Annotated in this window: 15 protein-coding genes; 8 read left to right on the top strand and 7 right to left on the bottom strand. The window is 57.0% G+C overall.

Annotation, left to right across the window (positions count from 1 at the left end):
• A partial coding sequence (locus B2527_RS03420; protein WP_414716983.1) for a transketolase-like TK C-terminal-containing protein occupies positions 1–1,503 on the top strand: 1,503 nt, incomplete at its 5' end.
• Positions 1,504–1,607: 104 nt separating this feature from the next.
• The gene (locus B2527_RS03415; protein WP_293706138.1) at positions 1,608–4,103 is read left to right on the top strand and encodes an SIR2 family protein; all 2,496 of its coding nucleotides are present in this window, start codon (positions 1,608–1,610) and stop codon (positions 4,101–4,103) included.
• Between the two features lie 180 nt (positions 4,104–4,283).
• Here B2527_RS03415 and B2527_RS03410 read toward each other — a convergent pair whose 3' ends face one another.
• On the bottom strand, positions 4,284–4,598 hold the full coding sequence (locus B2527_RS03410; RefSeq protein WP_293706137.1) for a hypothetical protein: 315 nt from the start codon (positions 4,596–4,598) through the stop codon (positions 4,284–4,286).
• A gap of 370 nt (positions 4,599–4,968) precedes the next feature.
• On the opposite strand from B2527_RS03410, the gene B2527_RS03405 reads away from it, so the two are divergent.
• The 3 genes from B2527_RS03405 to B2527_RS03395 are packed head-to-tail and all read left to right on the top strand — an operon-like array spanning position 4,969 to position 8,433.
• Positions 4,969–6,924, top strand: coding sequence for a hypothetical protein (locus tag B2527_RS03405; RefSeq protein ID WP_293706136.1), 1,956 nt, complete (start codon positions 4,969–4,971; stop codon positions 6,922–6,924).
• Positions 6,899–7,669, top strand: a complete 771-nt coding sequence (locus B2527_RS03400; RefSeq protein WP_293706135.1) for a hypothetical protein — start codon at positions 6,899–6,901, stop codon at positions 7,667–7,669. Before B2527_RS03405 ends, B2527_RS03400 begins: the two co-directional genes overlap by 26 nt.
• A complete protein-coding gene (locus B2527_RS03395) occupies positions 7,666–8,433 on the top strand; it encodes a hypothetical protein (RefSeq protein ID WP_293706134.1) in 768 nt (255 codons plus the stop codon). Before B2527_RS03400 ends, B2527_RS03395 begins: the two co-directional genes overlap by 4 nt.
• Before the next feature lie 80 nt (positions 8,434–8,513).
• Here the strand turns inward: B2527_RS03395 and B2527_RS03390 are convergent, their stop codons facing one another.
• The 3 genes from B2527_RS03390 to dcm are packed head-to-tail and all read right to left on the bottom strand — an operon-like array spanning position 8,514 to position 11,563.
• The gene (locus tag B2527_RS03390) at positions 8,514–9,875 is read right to left on the bottom strand and encodes a type II restriction endonuclease (RefSeq protein ID WP_293706133.1); all 1,362 of its coding nucleotides are present in this window, start codon (positions 9,873–9,875) and stop codon (positions 8,514–8,516) included.
• A 6-nt stretch (positions 9,876–9,881) separates the two neighbouring features.
• Entirely contained in the window at positions 9,882–10,310 is a 429-nt protein-coding gene (locus B2527_RS03385; RefSeq protein WP_293706132.1) for a very short patch repair endonuclease, read from the bottom strand.
• A 2-nt stretch (positions 10,311–10,312) separates the two neighbouring features.
• Positions 10,313–11,563, bottom strand: coding sequence for a DNA (cytosine-5-)-methyltransferase (gene dcm, locus B2527_RS03380; protein WP_293706131.1), 1,251 nt, complete (start codon positions 11,561–11,563; stop codon positions 10,313–10,315).
• Positions 11,564–12,005: 442 nt separating this feature from the next.
• Between dcm and B2527_RS03375 the strand changes: the two genes are divergently transcribed.
• Positions 12,006–13,235, top strand: coding sequence for a GGDEF domain-containing protein (locus B2527_RS03375; RefSeq protein WP_293706130.1), 1,230 nt, complete (start codon positions 12,006–12,008; stop codon positions 13,233–13,235).
• A 316-nt stretch (positions 13,236–13,551) separates the two neighbouring features.
• On the opposite strand, the gene B2527_RS03370 is transcribed toward B2527_RS03375, so the two are convergent.
• From B2527_RS03370 to B2527_RS03360, 3 genes are all read right to left on the bottom strand, one after another.
• Positions 13,552–14,517, bottom strand: a complete 966-nt coding sequence (locus B2527_RS03370) for a hypothetical protein (protein ID WP_293706129.1) — start codon at positions 14,515–14,517, stop codon at positions 13,552–13,554.
• A gap of 173 nt (positions 14,518–14,690) precedes the next feature.
• Positions 14,691–15,674: a hypothetical protein gene (locus B2527_RS03365; protein ID WP_293706128.1), complete on the bottom strand. Its 984-nt coding sequence runs from the start codon at positions 15,672–15,674 to the stop codon at positions 14,691–14,693.
• Between the two features lie 147 nt (positions 15,675–15,821).
• Positions 15,822–17,810: a PEP/pyruvate-binding domain-containing protein gene (locus B2527_RS03360; RefSeq protein ID WP_293706127.1), complete on the bottom strand. Its 1,989-nt coding sequence runs from the start codon at positions 17,808–17,810 to the stop codon at positions 15,822–15,824.
• Positions 17,811–18,087: 277 nt separating this feature from the next.
• On the opposite strand from B2527_RS03360, the gene B2527_RS03355 reads away from it, so the two are divergent.
• Positions 18,088–21,378: a lipid II-degrading bacteriocin gene (locus B2527_RS03355; RefSeq protein WP_293706126.1), complete on the top strand. Its 3,291-nt coding sequence runs from the start codon at positions 18,088–18,090 to the stop codon at positions 21,376–21,378.
• Between the two features lie 5 nt (positions 21,379–21,383).
• Complete coding sequence (locus B2527_RS03350; RefSeq protein WP_293706125.1) at positions 21,384–21,662, top strand: hypothetical protein; 279 nt, start codon at positions 21,384–21,386, stop codon at positions 21,660–21,662.
• Positions 21,663–21,709: the final 47 nt, after the last annotated feature.

Genomic DNA, 21,709 nt, shown 5'->3' with positions numbered 1-21,709 from the left:
GGCTACGGCATGGGCAGCGCTGGCGAAGCGCTCAACCCCACCCACCAGACCAAGAAGCTGGACGACGAGTCGGTCCGCCATTTCCGCGACCGCTTCAACATCCCGGTCACCGACGAGCAGCTCAAGGACGGCCAGGTGCCGTTCTACCACCCGGGCCCGGATTCGCCGGAAGTGAAGTACCTGCAGGAGCGTCGTGCAGCGCTGGGCGGCTACCTGCCGCAGCGTCGCCAGAAGGCCGACAAATCCTTCGTCGCCCCCAAGCTGGAAACCTACGAGCGCCTGCTCAAGGAATCCGGCGAGCGCACCTATTCCACCACCATGGCCTTCGTGCAGACGCTGAACATCAGCCTGCGTGACAAGGAACTGGGCCCGCGCCTGGTGCCGATCGTCGCCGACGAAGCGCGTACCTTTGGTATGGAAGGCCTGTTCCGCCAGATCGGCATCTACGCCCCGTACGGCCAGAAGTACAAGCCGGTCGACGCCGACCAGCTCATGTACTACCGCGAAGACCAGAGCGGCCAGGTGCTGCAGCAGGGCATCAGCGAGCCGGGTGCCATGTCCTCATGGATGGCGGCCGGTACCAGCTACTCGGTCAGCAACGTGCCGATGCTGCCGTTCTACATCTACTACTCGATGTTCGGCTTCCAGCGCATTGGCGACATTGCCTGGCAGGCAGCGGACATGCGTACCCGCGGCTTCCTGCTCGGCGGCACCGCCGGCCGCACCACGCTGAACGGTGAAGGCCTGCAGCACGAAGATGGCTTCAGCCACATCGTTGCTGGCGGCATCCCGAACGTGCGCAGCTACGACCCGACCTTCGGTTTCGAAGTAACCGTCATCCTCCAGCACGGCACCAAGGCCATGATGGAAGACCAGATCGACGAGTACTACTACATCACCCTGATGAACGAGAACTACGCCCACCCGGCCATGCCGGTAGGCGCAGCCGAGGGCATCATCAAGGGCATGTACCTGCTCACCGACGCCGGCAAGCCGAAGAAGGGCGAGCTGCGCGTGCAGCTGCTGGGCAGCGGCACCATCCTGCGCGAAGCCATTGCAGCGGCCGAACTGCTGGACAAGGATTTCGGCGTCACCGCCGACATCTGGAGCTGCCCGAGCTTCAACGAACTGCGTCGTGATGGTTTCGATGCCGAGCGCTGGAACCGCCTGCACCCGGAAGCCGAACCGCGCAAGCCGTACGTCACCGAGCTGCTGGAAGGCCGCCAGGGCCCGGTCATCGCCGCCACCGACTACGTGCGCGCCTACACCGACCAGATCCGCGCCTTCGTGCCGGCTACCTATTCGGTACTGGGCACGGACGGCTTCGGCCGTTCGGATACCCGTGCCAACCTGCGTCGCTTCTTCGAGGTTGACCGGTATTACATCGCGCATGCGGCCATTGCGGCGCTTGCTAAGGATGGGAAGATGACGGCTAAGGATGTTGCCCGGGCTATCAAGCAGTATGGGATTGATCCGGAGAAGGCTAACCCTGTTGGGGTTTGATTTCGTCAATTAATTGACGAGTGAAAAGGCGGCCATTGGCCGCCTTTTCTTTTGAGCATGAATGCGTACTATCAATTGCAAATCGATGCTGGAAAGGGGGGGGGATGGAACTGCTGAAGTTTGGGCTTGCACTTGGGGATGCGGAGCAACTCGTGCGAGGCATCTTTGATGGGCAATATGGCCTATTGCTTGGCGCCGGTTTTAGCATGAGCGCAAAGGATAGATTGGGGCGGCACCTCCCCAGTGGCCCTGGTTTAGGTAAGGAGTTGAATAATTTGCTTCATCTTGGGTTCGCTGAGGAGGATGCTCGGAACCTTTCTGTGGTCTATGAGGAGGCCGTGAGTGAGCAAGAAACTGAAGATAGAACGGTCAAGTATCTGCGGGAGCGATTTGTTGGAGTGACGCCGACATGGCACGCATCTGTTTTGAAGTTCCCATGGAGTAGGATATGGACTTTAAACATCGACGACATATTTGAGCGAACTCGGCACGAAACAGGGATGTTCAAACCAATTGCAGTGACTTGGACGGATAATTTAGCTCCGCCACTTATTGCCAATCAGCAAGTTCAAATAGTTCATCTTCATGGACGAGCATCAACTCTGCCAGCTTCCGCGAAATCACTGGTATTTGCTATTCGTGACTATGCGAAGGCTCTGCGAGGACAGGGTGATTGGCACTCAGAGTTCTGGAGCAAATGGGTTCAGACCCCATTTCTCACTATTGGTGCTCGCTTAGTAGAGGAGGTGGACCTTGCTGGCGCGGTTCACACAGGTAGTAAAGCTCGCCAGGCAACGGGATTTCCTTCAATCGCAATAATCAAGGATCTTTCAGCTCTAGATAAGCGCCGTTTGAATCGCGGCGGTGTTGTCGCAATCGATGCAGATGCCGAGGAATTCTTCAGTGCTTTGATTGTTGATGTAGAAAATTACAAGAGCAGCTATGAGGAAATGACTCGATCTCCGATGCTGGCAGGCATCATCGCTCGCTTCAATCAGCAATTTGAGCTACTCGGAGATAGTCGCTCAGCAGGGCGCCGTAGTCACGACTACTACGGGGGGGATGAACCCTTGTGGGCAGATATCACTTCGGAACTTGACGGGGAGAGGTCTGTGACTCTGATTGCGGAGCGGAAGCTAAAGGGTGCTGGTGCAACCGGCGGCTCTGGTGCCGTCCTTTTTAGTGGTATGCCAGGGGCCGGTCGCTCAACAGCTTTGCTCAGGTTGGGTAGGAATTTCATTTCGCTCGGCTATCGGGTTTTTCGATTCAGAGAGACGGAGAGGCCTGATGTCGATGCCACAGTGGCTTGGCTAAAGGCAAATCCAAAAACCCTTCTGTTGTTCGACAATGCTGCTGATTTCTCGGGAAGTATTCGAGAGATAATGGTTGGCTGCAAGAAGAACGGGGTTCAGTGCTTGTTGGCGGTGGCCGAGCGCAGCAGACGATCTGCGATACTTCAGGTTGATCTTGGCGAGTTTCTAATAGAAGAGTTCGATATCGGGCCCGCGGTTCGTATTGATGCTTTAGCCATCGCTCAAAAGAGGAGGGGGGCTGCGCGGATGGGCGACGCTACGGGTTGGTCAGATCAACAGTTCTGGAAATACATAGAAAGAGACTGCGCCGGCGATTTGTTCATGGGCCTAAGTGGCCTAGAGAAAGCCCGAGGCTTCTATGGCCGACTTGATCGCGAGTGGTCTACGATGACTCGGGGGATGAAAGATTCCCATGTCTCTGCCATGAAGGCGGTAACGACGGTTAATAGGTTCGGTTATTCATTGCCTATATCGGTGGTTTTAGATATCGCGGGGGTTTCCTCCGTAAATGAAATTTGTGTCTACGATGAGAGTGACGATGAGGTTGTTGTGCTTGATTCGCGAGGATATAGGTTTAGGCATAGAATGTTTGCCGAGCATGTATTTAAGGCTCACTTGAGTCCTTCAGATAAATATGATCTTTCTCTAAGGGTAGCCAAGTCGCTAGCGCCATTAGTATCTTCTGCCTCTATGAGGAGGAGGACGTATCCTGTGCTTATACTTAGGCAGTTGATGGATAAAGATGGTGTTATGGCGGTATCGAGTACGGTTGACCGGGCAAGAAAGTGGTATGCGGAGCTTGAGCGCCATTTTGATTGGAACGGGCGATTTTGGGATCAGCGAGCGTTGTTGGAAAGTGATGCTCGTTTTCACGATAGGGCATATTCATATGCAAAGAAAAGCGTACTAGTTCATAGGCATGCCTTCTCGCTCAATACTCTTGGGCGAGTTAGGCTCAAGGCATCCGTGGATGATGCTGTCCAAAATGAGGTCGCTTGGGACTATTTCCTAGAGGGCGAGGCTTATCTTCACGAAAGCGTCGCACATGCTCAGGGTTTTGGCGACTTGCATGAACATCCGTTCATGACTATTTTCACGTATCTTGTAGAGTACTCTGATCGGTTGTCATTTGATGATCCTAGAATGCTGCTATTGGACCAGATTAGAGTGAAATGGATGCGAGAAGTGAAGCGACTCGATGTCAGGACATCTGGTGTTCTAGATAAGATGTCTGCTGCACAGGAGAAAATGCTCCGTAGCATGGTCCGACCTGTTGGTCAGATGTAGTACGAGCAAAGGCAAAAAGAAGAACAGGGGAAAGGAAACAGGGGTCAGAGTCGGGTTATCTGACTCTGGCCCTCGTCGGTTGCGGCCGGCTATATATTATTGGAGAGGAAGTGAAGGGGACTTCTCCAGGGGTGGTCTGGAGTCCATTGAATGTGCGGGTTTGATTATTCGGGACGACGATCAGCACGGACTTATGTCTACTTGAATCGAGCCATCTGCTGATCGAGTGACCGTAACTTCATCGCCTGCTTTCGCTGCATCCATCACTGGATTCGACTGGAAATATAGGCGATGCTCAGATCTAACAGGGTGGGCTTCACGCGAGTCGTACCATGTAATGTTCGCTGTGGCGACTATGATGCCCTCGTCATACATGAACAGGGCAGGTCCGCGGAACTCCTCTTTTCCGAATACTGATTTCAGGCCCGCCACACCATTCAATTCGTGTTGATTCGAAGCTGTTGGGCTCGCTTCGACCAAAGACAGCGTTTTCATTGCTTTAATGACGGTTTACTCCTGCACTTGGTGGAGGGGGCATCGGCCCAGGTGGAGACGATGGTTCGGTTCTCGTGGACTACCCGGTTCAACATGAAGGGAGGCCGTTCGGTACACATTGGGGCTGTGCATGGCCATTCAATGTCGCTGCAGCAACTGCGGGAACTTTCTACGTTCCGCGGTCGGAAGTATCGTCCCGGTTTGCTGAATTGTCCTCAGCAAAGCCAGATCTGCAATGACGCGACAAGTTGTAGCTCAGTCGAAGATCTTACGAGCGCATATCTCGTGAGAATTTGAGTCGTGCGGCACTTCGATTGTCTTGCCTACCGCTGTCACTCTTGGTATCTATGTCAGTTCAAAGGACGAACAGGTGATCCTGGGCATCAAGCATGGATTATCTGATTGCATAGGGGGCTACATGGCTGTATGGCAGTTCAGGCCGTTGAATCCGAACGAGAATTCGGGTGCGAGCACGGTGGACGACAACTTTGCGGTTGAAGAACGCACTGACGTCGAAATTCTTGTACGTGAGACGCTGCAGAATCCCTTGGATGCACGGGCCCGGCCCGACGACAAGGTGAAAGTCAGCTATCGCATCGTGGAAGTGGATACGTCCGATAGCAGATTCTGCAGGTCGCTCTTCCAGGAGGCATGGCTCTCGCATGCTCAGTCAGGACAGCTGCTGGACGGCAAGCTGCCCCAGAGAAGCAGGTTTCTGATCATCGAGGACTTCGGAACTACCGGCCTTGAAGGTGCGTACGACGACTCTTCTGTGGATGGACCAAGCGAAAACTGGAACGCGTTCTGGTTCCGTGAAGGTGAAGGTGCCAAGCAGGCCAGATCAAATGGCGGCGCTGGCCAAGGCAAGATTACATTGTATCTGGCCAGTACGGTGCGTTCGGTGTTCGCGCTGACGCAGCGTCATTCTGACCGGAAAGCACTTCTGTTCGGCTGCTCGCGCTTCAGGCGCAATTATCGAATCGGCAATAGCAAAGACCGGTGGGCCAAAGAGGCGCGCTGGGGCAGTGTTGAAAATCCTTCACATCTGGCAGAGCCGGTAACGGAATCGACACTCATCGAGGCTGTGAAGCAGGAGCTGAAGCTGGCGCGAGGGAATGAGGCTGGTACAAGCTTCATCGTGCCTTTGCCGCAGGCAGATCTGAGTGAGGCGCTGATCCATAAGGCGGTTGTCAATGAGTTCTTCTTCGCCATCTGTCGCGGGCGGTTGGAAGTGACAGTGGGCGATGTCGTTCTCAATCAAAGCACGATCGTGGCTCATGCGAAGCAGCTTGGAGGGGATGCACGCTCCAGTGCGCTGTATCGCGAATTTCTGCGTTTGGCTGCTGCGAGAACAGGCCAAGCTCCTTTGGCCAAAGCAAAGCCTGACTGGACTAAAAAGCTGGAGGCTTCCGTTTTCACCGAGGGCGAGTTGGGCCGCCTGAAAGATGCGTTCGAGCTGGGAGAGCCGGTGGTCGTGGAGTTTCCGCTTGGCATCAAGTCGAAGGCAGGCAAGTCTTTGGCCACTACTTTCCAGGTGTTTCTGCAGCAGGATCAAGAGCTGGAGAAAAGCGAAGAGCTTTTCGTCCGGCAGGATCTGGCCATCGATGGTGAGAAGAAGCTCAAGAACGTGAAGGCCGTCATGCCTGTCATGGCGTTGACGTTCATCGATGACTTGAACCTGTCGGAGTTCCTTGTCTGTGCAGAGGAACCTACGCATAGGACATGGAACGCACAACGTCCCAAGGTCAAGGCGAACTACGTGTCGCCAGGGGCAGCGCTTACCGCTGTCAGAAATGCAGCATCGAAGCTGGTGCAGCTGCTCGCACCTACCGGCAAGCGGGATGAAACGGCGCTTTCGCTCTACTTCGCGGATCCGACCCAGCTGGAACGGGTGAAGAAGGGGGAAAGTGGCGGTGCGCCCCGTGAGGAGAGGCCGGGCAAAGATCTGCTCGTCGATGTCCCCCCGGCCAAGCCAAAGCCGGTTTCCCTGAAACCGCGTTCGGACGGGTTCCTTGTGCAGGCGACAACCTCACAGGATTCGAAGTTCGTTCCCCTGGAATGCGCCGTGCAGGTAGCTTACGCGACGGTGCAGGGAGACTCATTCAAGCTCTGGGACGCTGCAGATTTCTGGTTGAACGACGAGAAGCGTTTTCCGGTGGAATTGGTCGATGTGGATAGTCTGCACCGCGATGGAAATGAGTTGAGATTCGTTCTGGCGGATGCGAGCTCGTCAGTGACGTTGAGGGGTTTCGACGCTCACCGCCAGTTGGATATCAAGCTGAAGTACAAGGAGGCGGCTGATGAAGCAGATATCGCGGCGGACTAATCCAACCGATCTGAAGCAGATTGATCGCAAACACTTCACATTGCGGGTTGCAGATGAGGTTGGCGTCGGCCGCTCCTTCTGGCTCGAACGGTTTGATTACAAAGCGGCGGGTATACCGCCAGAATCGCGAATGAGCTGCATCGCTGGCGCAGGCAGCACCGAACAGTACATTGAGCTTGGAGAGTCGGCGGCATTTCAGCGTAAACCCGCTTTCATCAATGAACTGGCGCGTGACAAACCGCTCCGTTTCCGCTTTGTATTCAATCTTCCTGGTGAAGTTCGTCTCCTCGGTTATGCGGATGGGGTGCAGCCGGTCGATGAGGCTGGAAACCTCGGCGGTAGCCTTGTTGATATCCAGCCGATGGATCTTGAAGGTCCGATATGGCTTCTTGAGCTTCCAACCGTCGATGATCCTGAAGGTAAGCCCTGTTTGATGGTTGAACGGTCCATTTTCCCTACGGCGCAAGCTGCGGTCGCGCACCAATGGTTTGTCGCGTTGGTGATGCCGGAGGTTATGCGTCAGATTGCCATGCTCATTGCTGAGAACAGTGGCGCACTGGATGACGATGGCAGTTGGATGGGAAAGTGGAAGGAGTACTTCAGCAGTTTGGGCATGCAGGAGGCGCCGGATGAGGATATGCCAGAAGAATGGGCAACTGCAGCCGCGCGTAGCTTCGCCCAAGGAGGGCAGCTAAGGCATCAATTTGATCGCATAGCTGCCGAGATGCAGGGAGATATGGAATGACGCACCAGATCGCAGCACTCAACGCGGACGGCCTGGGGAAGTTTCGTGGTTGGTTGAACTCGCCAGCAGGGTCTCCACCGCGAGAAATTTTGACGGATCCCAAGTTTCGTACCGAATTGGACGGCGACTATCGGATTGACCTTGATAAGACGTTTGAGACTACCTATGACCTTGGCAGGTATCTTCACGAGGAGGTATTCGGACTGGATGCGGACAGGCTTGCGCTGCGCAGCAGAGACGACATGTGGGCGTGGATATCACTTGCGATGATCGACAGCTTGTTGCGGCGGGGCAGAGGTAAGTTAGGGCTCCCGCTCAATGAGGCCCACTACATCAATGCCGGGCAGCGCAAAGGATACCGACTGATTGCACGGACAGCTTGGGAGATCGTGAATCTCCATGGTGCGAGCGCGCGCTTACCTTTCGGCTCGCCCAGTTCACCATGGGGCGAAATCGCTGAGCAGATCGCCTCCCGGCAGGAGATATACATGCACCCGAGTTTCTGGAGAGTTGCCGGGGTGCTGTATCTGGACGCTGATGGACGTGTCAAGCGGGGGGCATCAGCGGCTCGAAAACCGGAGCATAGAAAGGACCCTCTCAGTAGAGTTGGGCTGGGCGGCCTTAGAAGATTGGCGTTGAGTTTTGGTCAATTCGAAAGAACCTACCTGCTTCGGGCGATGAGTGCGGAACAGATCATCGATATTCTTCCCAGAGAGTACGGGACCTGGGCGCCGGCAAAGGTTCCAGCCGAGGTCGTAGCCTGAAGTCACATTGGCTCAGCAGCGCGAAGCAGGCATTGACTGCCTGCTTTGCGAACCAGCCCACGTGAACATCCGGCTACCTGTCAGCTGGATCTTTTGATATCGACGGCAAGCAGGGCGGGGCGTTTGTGCTTCACTTCATTCTGGAAGAAATCCCGGAACGAGATGACGTTTGGGTGTTTGCTGTACGCAGCTTCCTTGCTTGTCTTCAAGGATTCAGGAACCACCAAGGCGATGTCGGCGGCCTGCATTTCATCCAAGGCCTGGGTTGAAACGCGATCATCGACTGTGGCCAGGAAGATCGCGCAGTTGAACCGTTCATGCGTGACCTGCTTCCAGCGCTCACGCAGCGTGGTTTTGGCTGAAAGGATGGCGGCGTCGTTGTAGTCGCGCGCGTTCTTCTGTTGGATCGAACGCTTGTCTGGAAGTACGAAGTCCGGCCTACGTCCTCCCAGAATCGCCTGTTCTTCGAAACGGACCTTGCCTGCTTTGAGCAGGGCTGCCAGGTGATACTCGAATGAGCGTCCGGCTCGGGTTTTGCGTTGCTGGCTTGCACTCAGGAAGATCCGGTCAAGATCCGCGAAGCCCCGTACGACTGAGGTTGTCAGGTCCGAGTGCTGGATCAATGCGGATATCACTTCAACGGCACGGCGCCGCAATTCATAGCGTTTGAATATCTGATATTCGTGATCGCGGCTGATGCGCATCACTGCATCGCCGGGCGCATCCATCTGGAAGGGATCCAGCGATCCCAGCTTGTCGGTCTTGAAGTAAGCAGCCTGTGCTTCTTCAGCCAACTTCGATGGAGAGGGCAGAGTGGCGACAGATGCCAGAAGCTTGTGCAGCGTTCCTTGGCGCACCGCTGCGTTGATCTGCTCGATCAGCTCGGCAGAGGCATCCCGATCCAAAGCCCTAGCGCTCAGCAGCGCGGATGGTTCGATGATCTCATGATGGAAATCGGAATCGATATCCAGACTGGTCTCAAGAATCTCCGCATCCTGACTGGTCGAGTCGATGACGATGAACCAGTACATCGCCTCCGCGACAGGTTCTTTCAGTCGGCCACCTATGAGCCATGACGCCGGGCTCAATCCCTTGAACAGCTCTGATGGAATGACTGTCAGATGGGTCTCGGGGCCCTTATTGCTGTAATGGCGCATGCCCGAGTTCTTGTGCTCGCCTGTCTGTGGCCAGAAAGTCACACAGGAAGCCTGGAAAATATGTGGCTTGTCTTGCCGGGCCGACAGCGAGGGGAAATAGCCCGATTCGCGGATCAGGCGGGGAATATAGATTCCGGCCTGATGCTTGCCCTTGTCATCGGCCCAGGAGGTGTCGTTCCTGGAGAGCTTCTTGAGGAAAAGCTTGTTGCTTCGAGACACCCAATGCTCGACGAGCTGCCACTCGCTCTCTTCGGCAACGTTCTGGAACAAGGTAATTTCCTCCATGAAGCTTCAACTATTTTGTTTGATTGCAAGGGCAAGTCCGTCGAAAAAGGCTGCTCGGCCTTCTTCGTGAATGCCTCGCAGTGAACATTCCCATACTTCAACAGTATTCCAACTCATCTCCATGAGCCGAGCTTTCACCCGCTCATCGCGAGAACGGTTGGAATCGATCTTCGCTTGCCAGAACTCCGGTCTTGTCTTGGGTAGACGGTACAACGGGCAATCGTGCCCGTGCCAGAAACATCCATGGACAAAGACCACAGTGTGATATTTCGGCAGCACGATATCCGGCCGTCCAGGCAATCCAGCGCCGCCAAGACGATAACGGAACCCCCGGGCATGGAGAGCCTTGCGGACAAGGACCTCCAGCTTGGTGTTCGAGCCACGGATCCGCGACATCTGTGCGGATCGTTGCGCGGGGGTAAGGCTATCTACCAATTTCAGCCCTTGACCTTCTTCTTTGCCGGCTTGGCCGGCTCCGAAGCGGATTCCTGTAAAAGATGCGGAATCATGATTCGTGCAACTTCGCTGATCACTGGAACCACCACTGAGTTGCCGAACTGTTTGTATGCACGGGTATCGGACACCGGGATCCGGAAATTGTCATCGAAGCCCATGAGGCGTGCGCATTCGCGCGGCGTCAGACGTCGGGGGTTTTTCTTCGAACCCTGTGAGATCAGGATTTCCGAACCATCCTTGTAGTAGCGGGCAGACAAGGTGCGGCAGGTCGTTTCGCGGGTGACCAGACCGAAGCCGAAGCCATTTCCCTTGTCCCGATGCTTTGCCGCGTAGTTCTGCAGGTACTCCCAAAGTTTGTCTGAGAGTGTGTACTTGTCCAGAACCTTGCCCTTCGCGCCACCGATATAAGGAGCATCAGCGGGCTCGGAGCCATCCTGGCTGTGCATCACCGAGCCCATCTTGGGGGCGATGCTGAAGTCAGGTAGATCCAGATCGTCCCAGGTGAATGGCACTTCCTCGCGGAAGCCGACGATGATGATGCGCTCACGATGCTGCGGACCGAAGTGCTTGCCGTTGATCACCCTGTAATGGACGTGATAGCCAAGCTCGTTCTGCAGCACGTCGATGATGGTCGAGAATGTGCGGCCCTTGTCGTGGCTCATCAGGTTCTTGACGTTCTCCAACAGAAACGCGCGTGGCTTCTTCTCTGCAATGATGCGGGCTACGTCGAAGAAGAGGGTACCTTGCGTCTTGTCCGAGAAACCGTGTGGACGGCCCAGTGCGTTCTTCTTTGAAACACCTGCAATGGAGAATGGCTGGCAGGGGAATCCTGCGAGCAGCACGTCGTGGTCAGGTACGTCGCTCTCGTGAACTTTTGTGATGTCCGAGGCGAACACATGGCCTTCCCCATCGTGGAAGTTGGCTCGATAGGTCTTTACCGCGTAAGGGTCCCATTCGCTGGTGAACACGCAGCGGCCGCCCTGCTTCTCGAAGGCGGTACGGATGCCGCCGATGCCGGCGAACAGATCGATGAAACGGAATTTCCCTTCGCCTGCTGGGGGGTCACCGAACGGAAGAAGGCGCTGGCGTATGGCGTCCGCTATATAGGGCTTGGGTTCAGTCTCACGGGTCTGCCAGCGGCGGACAGTCTTCGGATCGACTCCCAGTGCCTGGGCGACCTCCTTCGGGCTGAAGCGTTGGAGGGAAAGGTCGATCAATTGGTACGTATTCATGGTGGCTCCGGGAACAACGGGGACATTATGTCCAATTTCTTCCCGTGGGAAAAGAAAAAAATCAGGTGGATCCCCGAAAATCTGTAGGTTTCGGGACCACGCAAGATCGGCGGATAGACTCTGGGTAGTACTCGTCTCAGATCTTGAGACGGCTGATTGTGGACAGTGTCTGTATCGGAGTTTTTCCTGCCGACAGCTGGATGGAGCGCCGCAACATCAAGCCTCCCATGCTGTACGGGGCTTGGTGAAACGTAAGAGCGGTGATCAGTAGTCTGCTCGCGCTTCATCACCATTCAAGGTGGTAGGGAACGCCTGTAACATACGCGCGGGGACAACGCGTCTTGCCGGGGGCTAGCGGCAGCGTTGCGAAATCAATTATGCATGCATCGTTTCGCGGGGGCGGGACGGGCGTGCTTTTGTCTGCCTTCATTGTTGACCACCCATGATCGCCACACTCCTAGTCGGCATGCTCTGCGTTTACCTGCTGAGCTTCACCGTGATGTTCCAGCTCATCAGTCGTCGCCTGCAGGACGAGAAAATGGGCATGGACGTCTTTGCGCTGGCCAACCTGATGCTGGGCTGCGCCTATGTGCTGCAGCTGCTGGAAGGGCCGCCGGGCTGGAGCTGGAACAGCCTGGTCAACCACACGCTCACGCTGTGCTCCCTGCTGGCCTACTGCGTGGGCGGGGCGCGGTTCTTTGGCCATGCAACGCCATTGGGCAAGCCGCTGCTGTGCCTGGCGGTGGGCTATAGCCTGCTGCAGTTGCTGGTGAACTGGGCGTTCGGGCCGGTGGCGCGCTATATGCTGCTGGCGGGCACCTGTTCGGTGACCTTCATCAGCATGGTGTTGATGCTGCTGTACGGCATGCGCAGTTTCGGCAAGGATCTGCGCGGCGAGATGGCCTTGTTTGCCGGCTTGATCAGCGGCATCTGTGTGTTGAACCTCATCAAGCTCAGCAAGCTGCTGGGCGGTGGCTTTGAGGCGCTGAACATGGATGCCCGCTTCTCGATGGTCTTCTATGTCTATATGTGCTCGCTGGCGACCATCCTGCCGCCGTCCATCGTCTGGCTGGTGCTGCGCCGGCTCACCGACAGGCTGCGCAACATGGCCGCCGTCGATCCGCTTACCCAATTGCTCAACCGTCGCGGCTTAATCACCGCGCTGGATCGTCTCTTCCACCGCCCGGGCCGGCATGCGCGTCTGCTGCTGGTGGACGTTGACCACTTCAAGCGCATCAACGACACCTATGGTCACCAGGTGGGCGATGCGGTGCTATGCGGTGTGGCCGACGCCCTGCGCGCCTCGGTGCGTAAGGATGACCTGGTCTGCCGGTTGGGTGGGGAGGAGTTCGCGGTGATCTGCGTGGGTGCCGACGAGAAGGTGGCACTGCGGGTGGCCGAGCGCGTGCGTGGCAGTATCGAACAGAAGACGATGCTGCATGGCATGCACTACGCAGGCCTGCGCTGCACCGTCACCATCGGCATATCGGACAGCTTCGCCAGCGAGGCCGGCCTGGGCCACGCCATGCAACAAGCCGATGCTGCCCTGTACCGCGGTAAGCACACCGGCCGCAACCGCATCGAGCAAAGCAAGACTCAACGCCGGGTTCATACGGGCTTTGAGCAGAAAATAGAATTTGAGCAGGAAATAGAAACGGAGACATTGCAGTAGCGGCAGCTGTTGGCATTGGCTTGCGCTTGGGGTAGGTCGAATGGCCGCATAGATCCACTTTTAGCAGCCGCCAAAAGCGGGGGGATTACCGTATCAACTGGTGGATAGTCCGGGGACACGATCGCAATCACGGGCCTTCTGCTTGGGCGCGTGATGCATGTAGCGCAGCAAGTCTTGCGTTGGCCTCGCTGTGCAGCACGTCTTGTGAGCAGTGCCTTGAGTCAGGCAAGGCAGGCCGCAGCCTGTGCGTTGTTATGCGAACCAAAGCCGTTGCATCGACCTTGGCTCGCAAGAGCGCGGGGCCAAGGCTGCTTGGCTATATGGCTCGACAGATCAGGTTCCTTCCATCCCAGGTACATTGAATCTGATTACGACCGGAGTTTTCTCCAGTTACTCTCACGCCGTACAACCCAGCGGATTGTCTCCACTGGTTGATGTTCCTGGTGCCGGTTCCGCCCCTGCCGAAAGTGTAGTTTCCGACATAGGTTGGTGCGGTAGCCGGTACGGTGATGGACGCATCGGGAATCCTGTTTCCATTGCTGTCACGGCTTTCACCGTCCACATATTTGGCCTCTGCAACGTTGTCTGTCGTGACTTTGTAGAGGGTTCTGGACCCATCCCGCCAATTCACGATCACAATTATCGATCCGCCGCCAAACTTTTCGGCCCATGAAAGTGCGAGTTCCTGCACCGTCAGGGCAACCGAATTCCAGGCTGCACTGGTGGTGTCCGCGGCTGCGAGCCCTTTTCCAAGTTGTTGCCCGAACTGCGTTCTTGCCGTCGCAGAAATCACGATATCGCCTGCATTGAGGTTCTTGTAGGCGTCCGGGAATCTGAACCCTAAAGGATTGGATGCCTGTGGGTTGTCCGGGTCAACGGTGACTACCAGTCCCCCCTTTCCCTTGTCGGCTTTTCCCTCGGCGGGAGAATTGTCCGGCGCCTTGGCCGGGGCGGGGCGATTGGGCTGTTGGCTGCCCCCAGGTGCGCCTCTGGATGCTGCCTCCACGATCCTCAGGAATGCAGCTGTTATCGGGCCTGGAACGGGAACCCGGGTGGCACGCCAGCGCCTGCGCTCGCGATCGTACTCAACTTCATAGGCTGTCAATGTGACGTTGTCAAAGTCCACGACTGCCGTCAGGCCATTTCCCTTGGAGATTGCCGCATTCACCGTGGATGGGCAGCTGTTGCACTCGACTACGCGGCCAACATCGTTGGCCTGTGCCGAAGATATGTAAAGAGCGGAAATCGCCACCATCAACAACGCTGAGAACGTCCTTTTCATGAGAATTCCTCGGAAGCAGCTTGTGCTGCACCCCTATTTTTAGAGGAATATCTGGCCCCTGCGTGGTGAAGATGCTCAAGTGGGCAAAGCGTGTGGGGTAGGGGAAGTTTGATCGTTCGGATGAGGGTGTTTTTCCAGCCTCTCGGTTCGAGTCGGTAGGTGAAGGCGTTGAATCATTCCGTCGGGTTTGTGGGAGCCTGATTTGAAAACTTCACGCCGTCCCACTCCAGCGCATCGAAAGCAAGCGTCCTGTCTAATTGCCTGGAGGGAGACATACCCGCCGGCATATCGATAGGCGTGTAATCGTCAGGTGTAGCACCGGGGTAACGACTCTTCAGTAGCGCCGACCAACGAAGTACCGGGGCTTGGCTCAATTGGGTAAGGTCCATTCGCAGGGAATCCGGCGCCAGGGCGGCTTGTTCGGCGGCACTGAGTCGCGGCGCGGGCAGGTACTCGGCGGTGACGTCTGCCAATGCACCGCTGGACCACTTGTAGAGACGGGTATCCGCGAGCGCGGATCTACAGCTGCCGGCAGCCAATACGTATTCGCCCTCGCGTGGAACCAACGGCGCATCATCGATGCAGCGGAAAGGGCCCTCCACCAGATAGATAGTATCCGCAGGTGTTGTCCCCTCGAAAGAACGCAGGGTGATGCCTTCAAGAAAATCGACGGTGGTGATGAAATCCGGGCGGTCGCTTCGTCCCTTCACCGCCAGATAGGGTTGTGGTTCGCGTAACAGCTGGGTACGTGTCTGCTGTGAGATGTGGATGGCGCTTTCGGGTATGGCCAGCAGCACCCTGCCGAGGTTCTGCGGCAACAAACCAAGACAGGGCTTGTGCAGCAAGGCAGTACCGGCCGCGCGCTCGCTGGGCGGTGGGCTGTCGCGGTTTGCATCGGGGCACCATTGCGCCTGCATGGCCTTCTCCACGGCATGCGTCACCCAGGGACGTGGTGACTGCGTCGGCGCGGTGGGCAGCGCCGCCAGTACCGCTTGGGCCGCGCTGTCCGCCGATGGAAGGGGGCGTACGGATGCGGGTGAAGGCACTGTCAGTAACTCCTCGGTCAACCGCGCAGCGGCGGAAGGGGCAACGACAGCGAATCCGGCAAGGGCCAGTTTCACCACGGAACGACGCCATAGGGCAGTAACGCTGGGCATTGTATTGGCTCCAGTGCGGGGCAGCGGTACCACGATAGTTGCTGTGTTGGATCGTCGGGTGAAGGACCTTGGCGCGCAGCGTCGGCTGCGTAGTCAGACTTTCCTGGTGATCGTAAAAGCATCCGAGAAGACAACTGGGTACGGCGACTACCTCGAGCTTCCATCCACATAGGGGCGGGACTGAAGAATCAGCACTTCGTCGCCAACAACTGCCCACTCGATGTCCTGATCCACGCCGCCCAGTGTCTGCTTGGTCTTGTTGCCAATGGCAGCCAGGCGCGCGATCAGCGTATCGGTCAGCACCTGTCGCGAACCGGTAATGGGCACCTCGCGTACGCCGCCGCTGGCATTGGCAACCAGCTGAGTGTCTTCCGCCGAACGGCTCAGCACCTGTACGGCCTTGGACCAGGTGGAATACATCACCTGCTCGGCCTGTCGCTTGCCCTCGACCACGCGGATGCCGAGCCCGCGCTTGGCGGAGATATAGGTGATGTGGCGGCGGGCCGCATCAAACGGGTCGCGGGTGATCATCACCCCGGAGCTGTCGGAAGGGGCGGCGGTCTGTACCAGCACGGCCATCGCTACCGCATCCTGGCCCAATCCTGCCGCGGTACGCGCTTCATAGGCCTCGAAGTTGTAGACCGACGCCCACACGGTGTGCACTGCCTTGGCCAGTGCGTCGGCGCGGGTCACATTGGGCACGGTGGTATACAGCCCGGCGCCACTGAAGCCTGGCAGATCTTCGGAGTTGGACGAGCTGCGCACGAACACACCGCCACCATGCAGCTGCTGCTGCCACTGCGCCTGCAGGCTGCGGACGAAAGCCGGGTCCGGTGCGGCGTTGCTGATCTGCGCACGCAGGGTGGCCAGTGCATCGCGCCGGATGCCAGCGTCGGTGGCAAAGCCCGGGCGCCGTTGCATGGCGGCCAAGCGCTCGGCAACCTGCAGCCGCTGCATCGCCGCTTCGTAGTGGGCGAAGGGAATGCAGAAGCCATCGGGCACGCGTGCCGATGGCGGCAGCGCGTTCTGCAGTGCACCCAGGTTAGCCGCCTTCACGCCGCAGTGGCTGCTGTCGCGCACCCGTAAAGCGGACAGTGGTTTGAGTGCGCTGACCGATAGATCAGGCCGGGGCAGGTTGCGGGCAACCGGGGACGCAGCAGTTGAAGAGGGTGTCCGCGCCGGCCGCGTGCGCGGGGTTACCCGGTAGTCGTTATTGCTGACCTCAAGCTCCACCCAGCGTCCGTCGTACTGGCGCAGCGCGCTCTGGGCATCGCGCACGTACACGTTGGGAATGCCCCAGCCCTTGGCCAGCAGGTTGACGTGGGAGAGCAGGGTGGAAGGCCGCTGGGTCACCAGCCCGGCCACCGGTGCAAATGCAATCGGCACTTCGTCCAGTACCAGGATGTCACGTGGCGAGGGATCACGCAGCTGCTCGGCCGAGCGCACGATGCGCAGCCGCCCTTCGGCGCGGCCGGTGTTCAGTGGCAGGAAGCGTTGTTCCCGCAACAGTGCTTCCTGGCTGACGAAGGGCAGGCCCATCGACCGTGCCAGTTGCTCGTGTTGGGTGGAGTTGGTCTTGAAGCGGATGGCATCGCGGAATGAGGCATGCAGCACCTGGTCGGTTTGCCGAAGCAGGGCAGCGGTGAGCTGGTCGCCCTCCCAGAATTCGTAGGTATAGCCCGGCAGGTCGCGTTGCCAGGCCACTGTGCCGAACAGGAAGCGCCGTTGCGGATCGCGGTACTGAGCGTTGAGGGTGGCCTTGTCCAAGCGCGGTAGCAGACCTTGTCTGCGCACAAACTGCTCATGCAGGGCATGACGCGGCGTGTTGATGTAATAGATGCGCCCATCATTGCGCCGGTCAATCACAAAGATGAGATGTGGCATCTCCAACGCCGTGCCCGGGTTATAGACCCGCGCCAGCTGCATGAACTGCGCACGGTTGTCGATGCGCTGCAGGTGGTCAGGGCCCTGGGCAGGCGCGGCAGCGGCGGGCGCTTGCTCGCGGTACTCGTAGGGCGAGGGCTTGCGTGCGGTTTGCGCCCAGGCCTGGGTGGCCGCGCAAAGCAGAAACAGCAACAGGGCGGCAGCGGCTGAAACGCGCTGCGGTTGATACAGGTGTGTACGGGCTCGTTCCATGACTGCTTCGTGATTCCTTGGTTGGCGAATGATAAGCGACCGGGATGGTTGTCAAGATGGCGACACATGCTTTCCGTCGGACTCTGGCTGTGTGGGTAGACCACATCGAAAGGGAGCAGTCGGTTCTGCATCTGACAATAGCCAGAGAGCCGAGGGCCAATTTCCCCACACGCCAATAGGGAAAGCGATCCGGTGGAAGCAATCCGCAAATTCCGGTGACACAGCAGTGGACGCTGGAACCCAATCTAGGGGATTTACCTATCCCAGAGAGATCACGGTGAACGCAAAAATTCTTCATCGGCGCGGCAAGGATGTGAGCTCCATGAAGATGGGTGATTTGGGAAAAGGATTCCGCGTCGGTAGATCGCGAAACGAATGCCGCTGTGCGGGAGGCGGTGAACGCAAAGCAACCAAGGACCGATCTGGTTTCCGGGGCCTGGCCGCTGCATATCTTCTCTTTTCCTTTGAGGTTGATGCGGAGAATTTCAGTCGAACCGAAACAATTGAGTATCACGACGATACCCGTAACTGGGTTCTAGGTCAGGTGGCAAAGCGCAGCATCAACGACATTGAAATTGAACGCATGAGCTACGACAAGAAGACCGCGCTTGTGCTTCAGGTTTGGTCATTCGGTCGCCTAGCGCAGACGTTCACCCACCACGGCGACGGCACGATCTCGACGGTGAAAGATGGCTCAGGAAACGTGACCGCCCTCTCCGGTTGGAAGCGAGGAGTCCCGCAGAACATTCGTTATGCCGATGGAACAAAGAAGTCGGCAATCGTCAATGATCATGGCTGGGTATCACGTGTAGCAGACGAAAACGGGTACGTGACCAACTACAGCTACGACCATATGGGGCGTTTGGCGAGAACGGACTATCCTCTCGGCGGCGCCACCAGCTGGAACGCGACAACACAGGAGTTCGTGCAGGTCAATGCCGCGGAATATGGCATTCCTGCTGGTCACTGGCGACAGACCGTTCGCACCGGTGCTGCAGTAAAGACAACCTATTTCGATGCGTTATGGCGACCCCTTCTTATCCGGGAGTATGACAGCGGCAGGGTTGCTTCAACGCAGCGCTTCACTGGCTATGAGTATGACCATGCAGGGCGGGTAGTGTTCAGCTCCTATCCCTCCAGCTCGAGTAATCACGACAAGGGGACATGGACCAGCTATGACGCTCTTGGGCGAGTGAATAGCGTGGCCCAGGACTCAGAGCTGGGGCTACTTCGTACGACCACCTCATACCTCAGCAACAAAGCCGGCGCTTATACCCTGGTGACCAAGCCAGGGGGGCAGCAGACACGCACGTGGTACCAGATGTTCGATCAGCCAGCCTACGATGCGCCGGTCAAAATCACTCACCCAGAGGGCGCGGTAACCACGATTGCCCGCGACGTGTTCGGAAAGCCGTTGTCCATTGAACGCCAGGATGTCAAAGGTAAGATCAAGGCGGTAAAGACTTACCACTACAACGCGCGGCAAGAGTTATGCCGTGCAGTGGAGCCGGAAACCGGCGCAACCCTGATGGGATACGACGCAGCAGGTAATCTGGCGTGGTCTGCATCCGGTTTGGCGGCCAATATCGCCTGCCACTCCACGGGGCTTATTGCATCCATTCAGCCGCGACGTGTGGCCAGATCCTACGACGCGCGGAACCGCCTGACAGCCCTTGCATTCCCCGATGGCCGTGGAAATCAAGCCTGGGCCTACATGCCGGATGGAATGCCCGCTTCTCTCACCGCCAGCAACGGGGATGGCAATGAAGTCGCCACGCGCTACAGCTACAACAGGCGGCGGCAGCTTACCGAAGAGCGGATGCTGTGGAACAAGATTAGCTGGCCTATCTCGTATTCGTACAACGCCAACGGGCACCTCAGCTCGGAGCGATATCCAAACGGTCACACGGTAAATTATGCACCCAATGCGTTGGGCCAAGCGACGCAAGCGGGCAACTATGCGAGAGCGGTCAGTTACCACCCCAATGGAGCATTGAAGCAGTTTACCTACGGAAATGGCCTTGTTCACAAGGTGACACAGAACCTACGGCAACTCCCTGACCGCAGGGTCGATTGCATCGCCACCGGATGCTCCACTGTTGCCGACAAGCGGCTTGACGTCTCTTATACTTATGATAAGAACGCCAACGTCAGCGCTGTTGTCGACAACATCGGTGGTCGTCGTAACACATACTTGGCATATGACGGATTGGATAGATTGGTGTCGGCTTCGTCGCGGATGTTCGGTAAGGCATTGTATTCGTATGACGCCCTGGACAACCTGACGCGGGTGAGTGTCGGGGCGGGCACCGCATTCCGGGACCACTTCTACTGCTATGACGCAAAGTGGCTGCTGACCAACGTCAAAACCGGCAGTTGTGGCGGCGCCAGCGTAATAGGCCTTGGCTATGACGTCCAAGGGAACCTGGTCAACAAGAATGGCCGACGTTTCAACTTCGATTACGGAAATCGGCTGCGGAGCGTGAATGGGGTGGCCAGCTATGTCTACGACGCTTTGGGCCGGCGTGTTCGCGACTATACGACCGGGAGCAAGTACAGCCTCTATAGCCGGGACGGGCGATTGATGCATGTCAGTGATGTGCGCCTTGGCACGGCAACCCAGTACATCTATTTGGGGGGAAGCTTGATTGCACATCGCGAAGCAGTTGGAGCCGCCGTTACGTTGAAGTATCAACATACGGACGCGCTGGGTAGCGTGATAGCAGTAACTGACATCGATAAGAAGCTATTGGAGACGACCGAATTTGAGCCCTTTGGCCATGTCGTTAATCGCGTGCCAAAGGATGGACCAGGTTTCACGGGTCATGTACTGGACGTAGCGACCGGCATGAACTACCTGCAGCAGCGCTACTACGATCCTCAGGTGGGTAGATTCCTGTCGGTAGATCCGGTGACGGCATTTAATGATCCTGCAGGTGCATTCAATAGATACTGGTATGCGAGTAATAATCCATATAGATTAAAAGACCCTGAGGGACGATGGCCATGTGAAGCTGCTGCCGCGAGGTGTCAACCGATTATATCGGATGGAGTTAGGTCGGTAGGCCCCGTAGGTGAGATCTTTTCCCCTGGTGGAACTGGGGGGGCATCTGCAATGAGTGAGCCTTCGGCTCGGCGAATAACTTCCGTGGACGCCTTGAATCACTATCGGAAGGGTACGGGAACTCCCTTGCGAATGAATTTCAGTGATATTGACACGTCAGCGGTACGGGTTGTGGATTTTCCTCAGGTGAGAGCTCTCATTTCTGGAGAAAGCACGGGTGAATTTTCTGTGGATTCGCGCATCCCATTCTCTACATCCGGAGACCAGGCTGGGTACCTTGGGAACATTACGTTGAGGTTGCAGGGTCGGCTCGCTCTGGAGCAGAAATTTTTTGGGTTTCGAGGGACATTAAAGTCATTTGATGACAGGTATGACTTCAACAGGTCAACCCACCGAGGCATTATCGGAGAAGTGCTCACCAGGTGGGGTGCTAGTCAACCTGGGGTTCCTTATGACATACAGATAAGGGGCAGCAAGGTTGTTGATGAGGTAGGTGGAAGGTGAACCAGATGAGATTGTTTGCCAGAGTTGCGATGCTGATTTTTTGGATATCCGTCGCTGGCTGCAATGAAGTTTCTATAGGGTCAGAGGCTGCGGCGAGAAAGTTGGCGGATGCAAAGGTGCGTGAATGCCTTCGATTGGATAGGGCGAATTATCCCGGCGTGAATTTTATTGGGGGGGCGCGCTTTGAGCAGGGTTGGATGTTTGAATACACGCAGGCAGGGTACATTTGCACTGTTCTCGTTACTCCCGCCGGCGATGTTGAGATGAGCCGGATGGCGTACTGATTTATCCCGCGTCGAAGATGGATTAGCGCATGCCGGGGAAATCCGGC

It is taken from the genome of Stenotrophomonas sp. UBA7606 (genome assembly GCF_002477705.1).
GTDB lineage: Bacteria > Pseudomonadota > Gammaproteobacteria > Xanthomonadales > Xanthomonadaceae > Stenotrophomonas.
The sequence above is the reverse complement of the archived record's forward strand: the minus strand, read 5'-3'. Positions and strand labels throughout refer to the sequence as shown.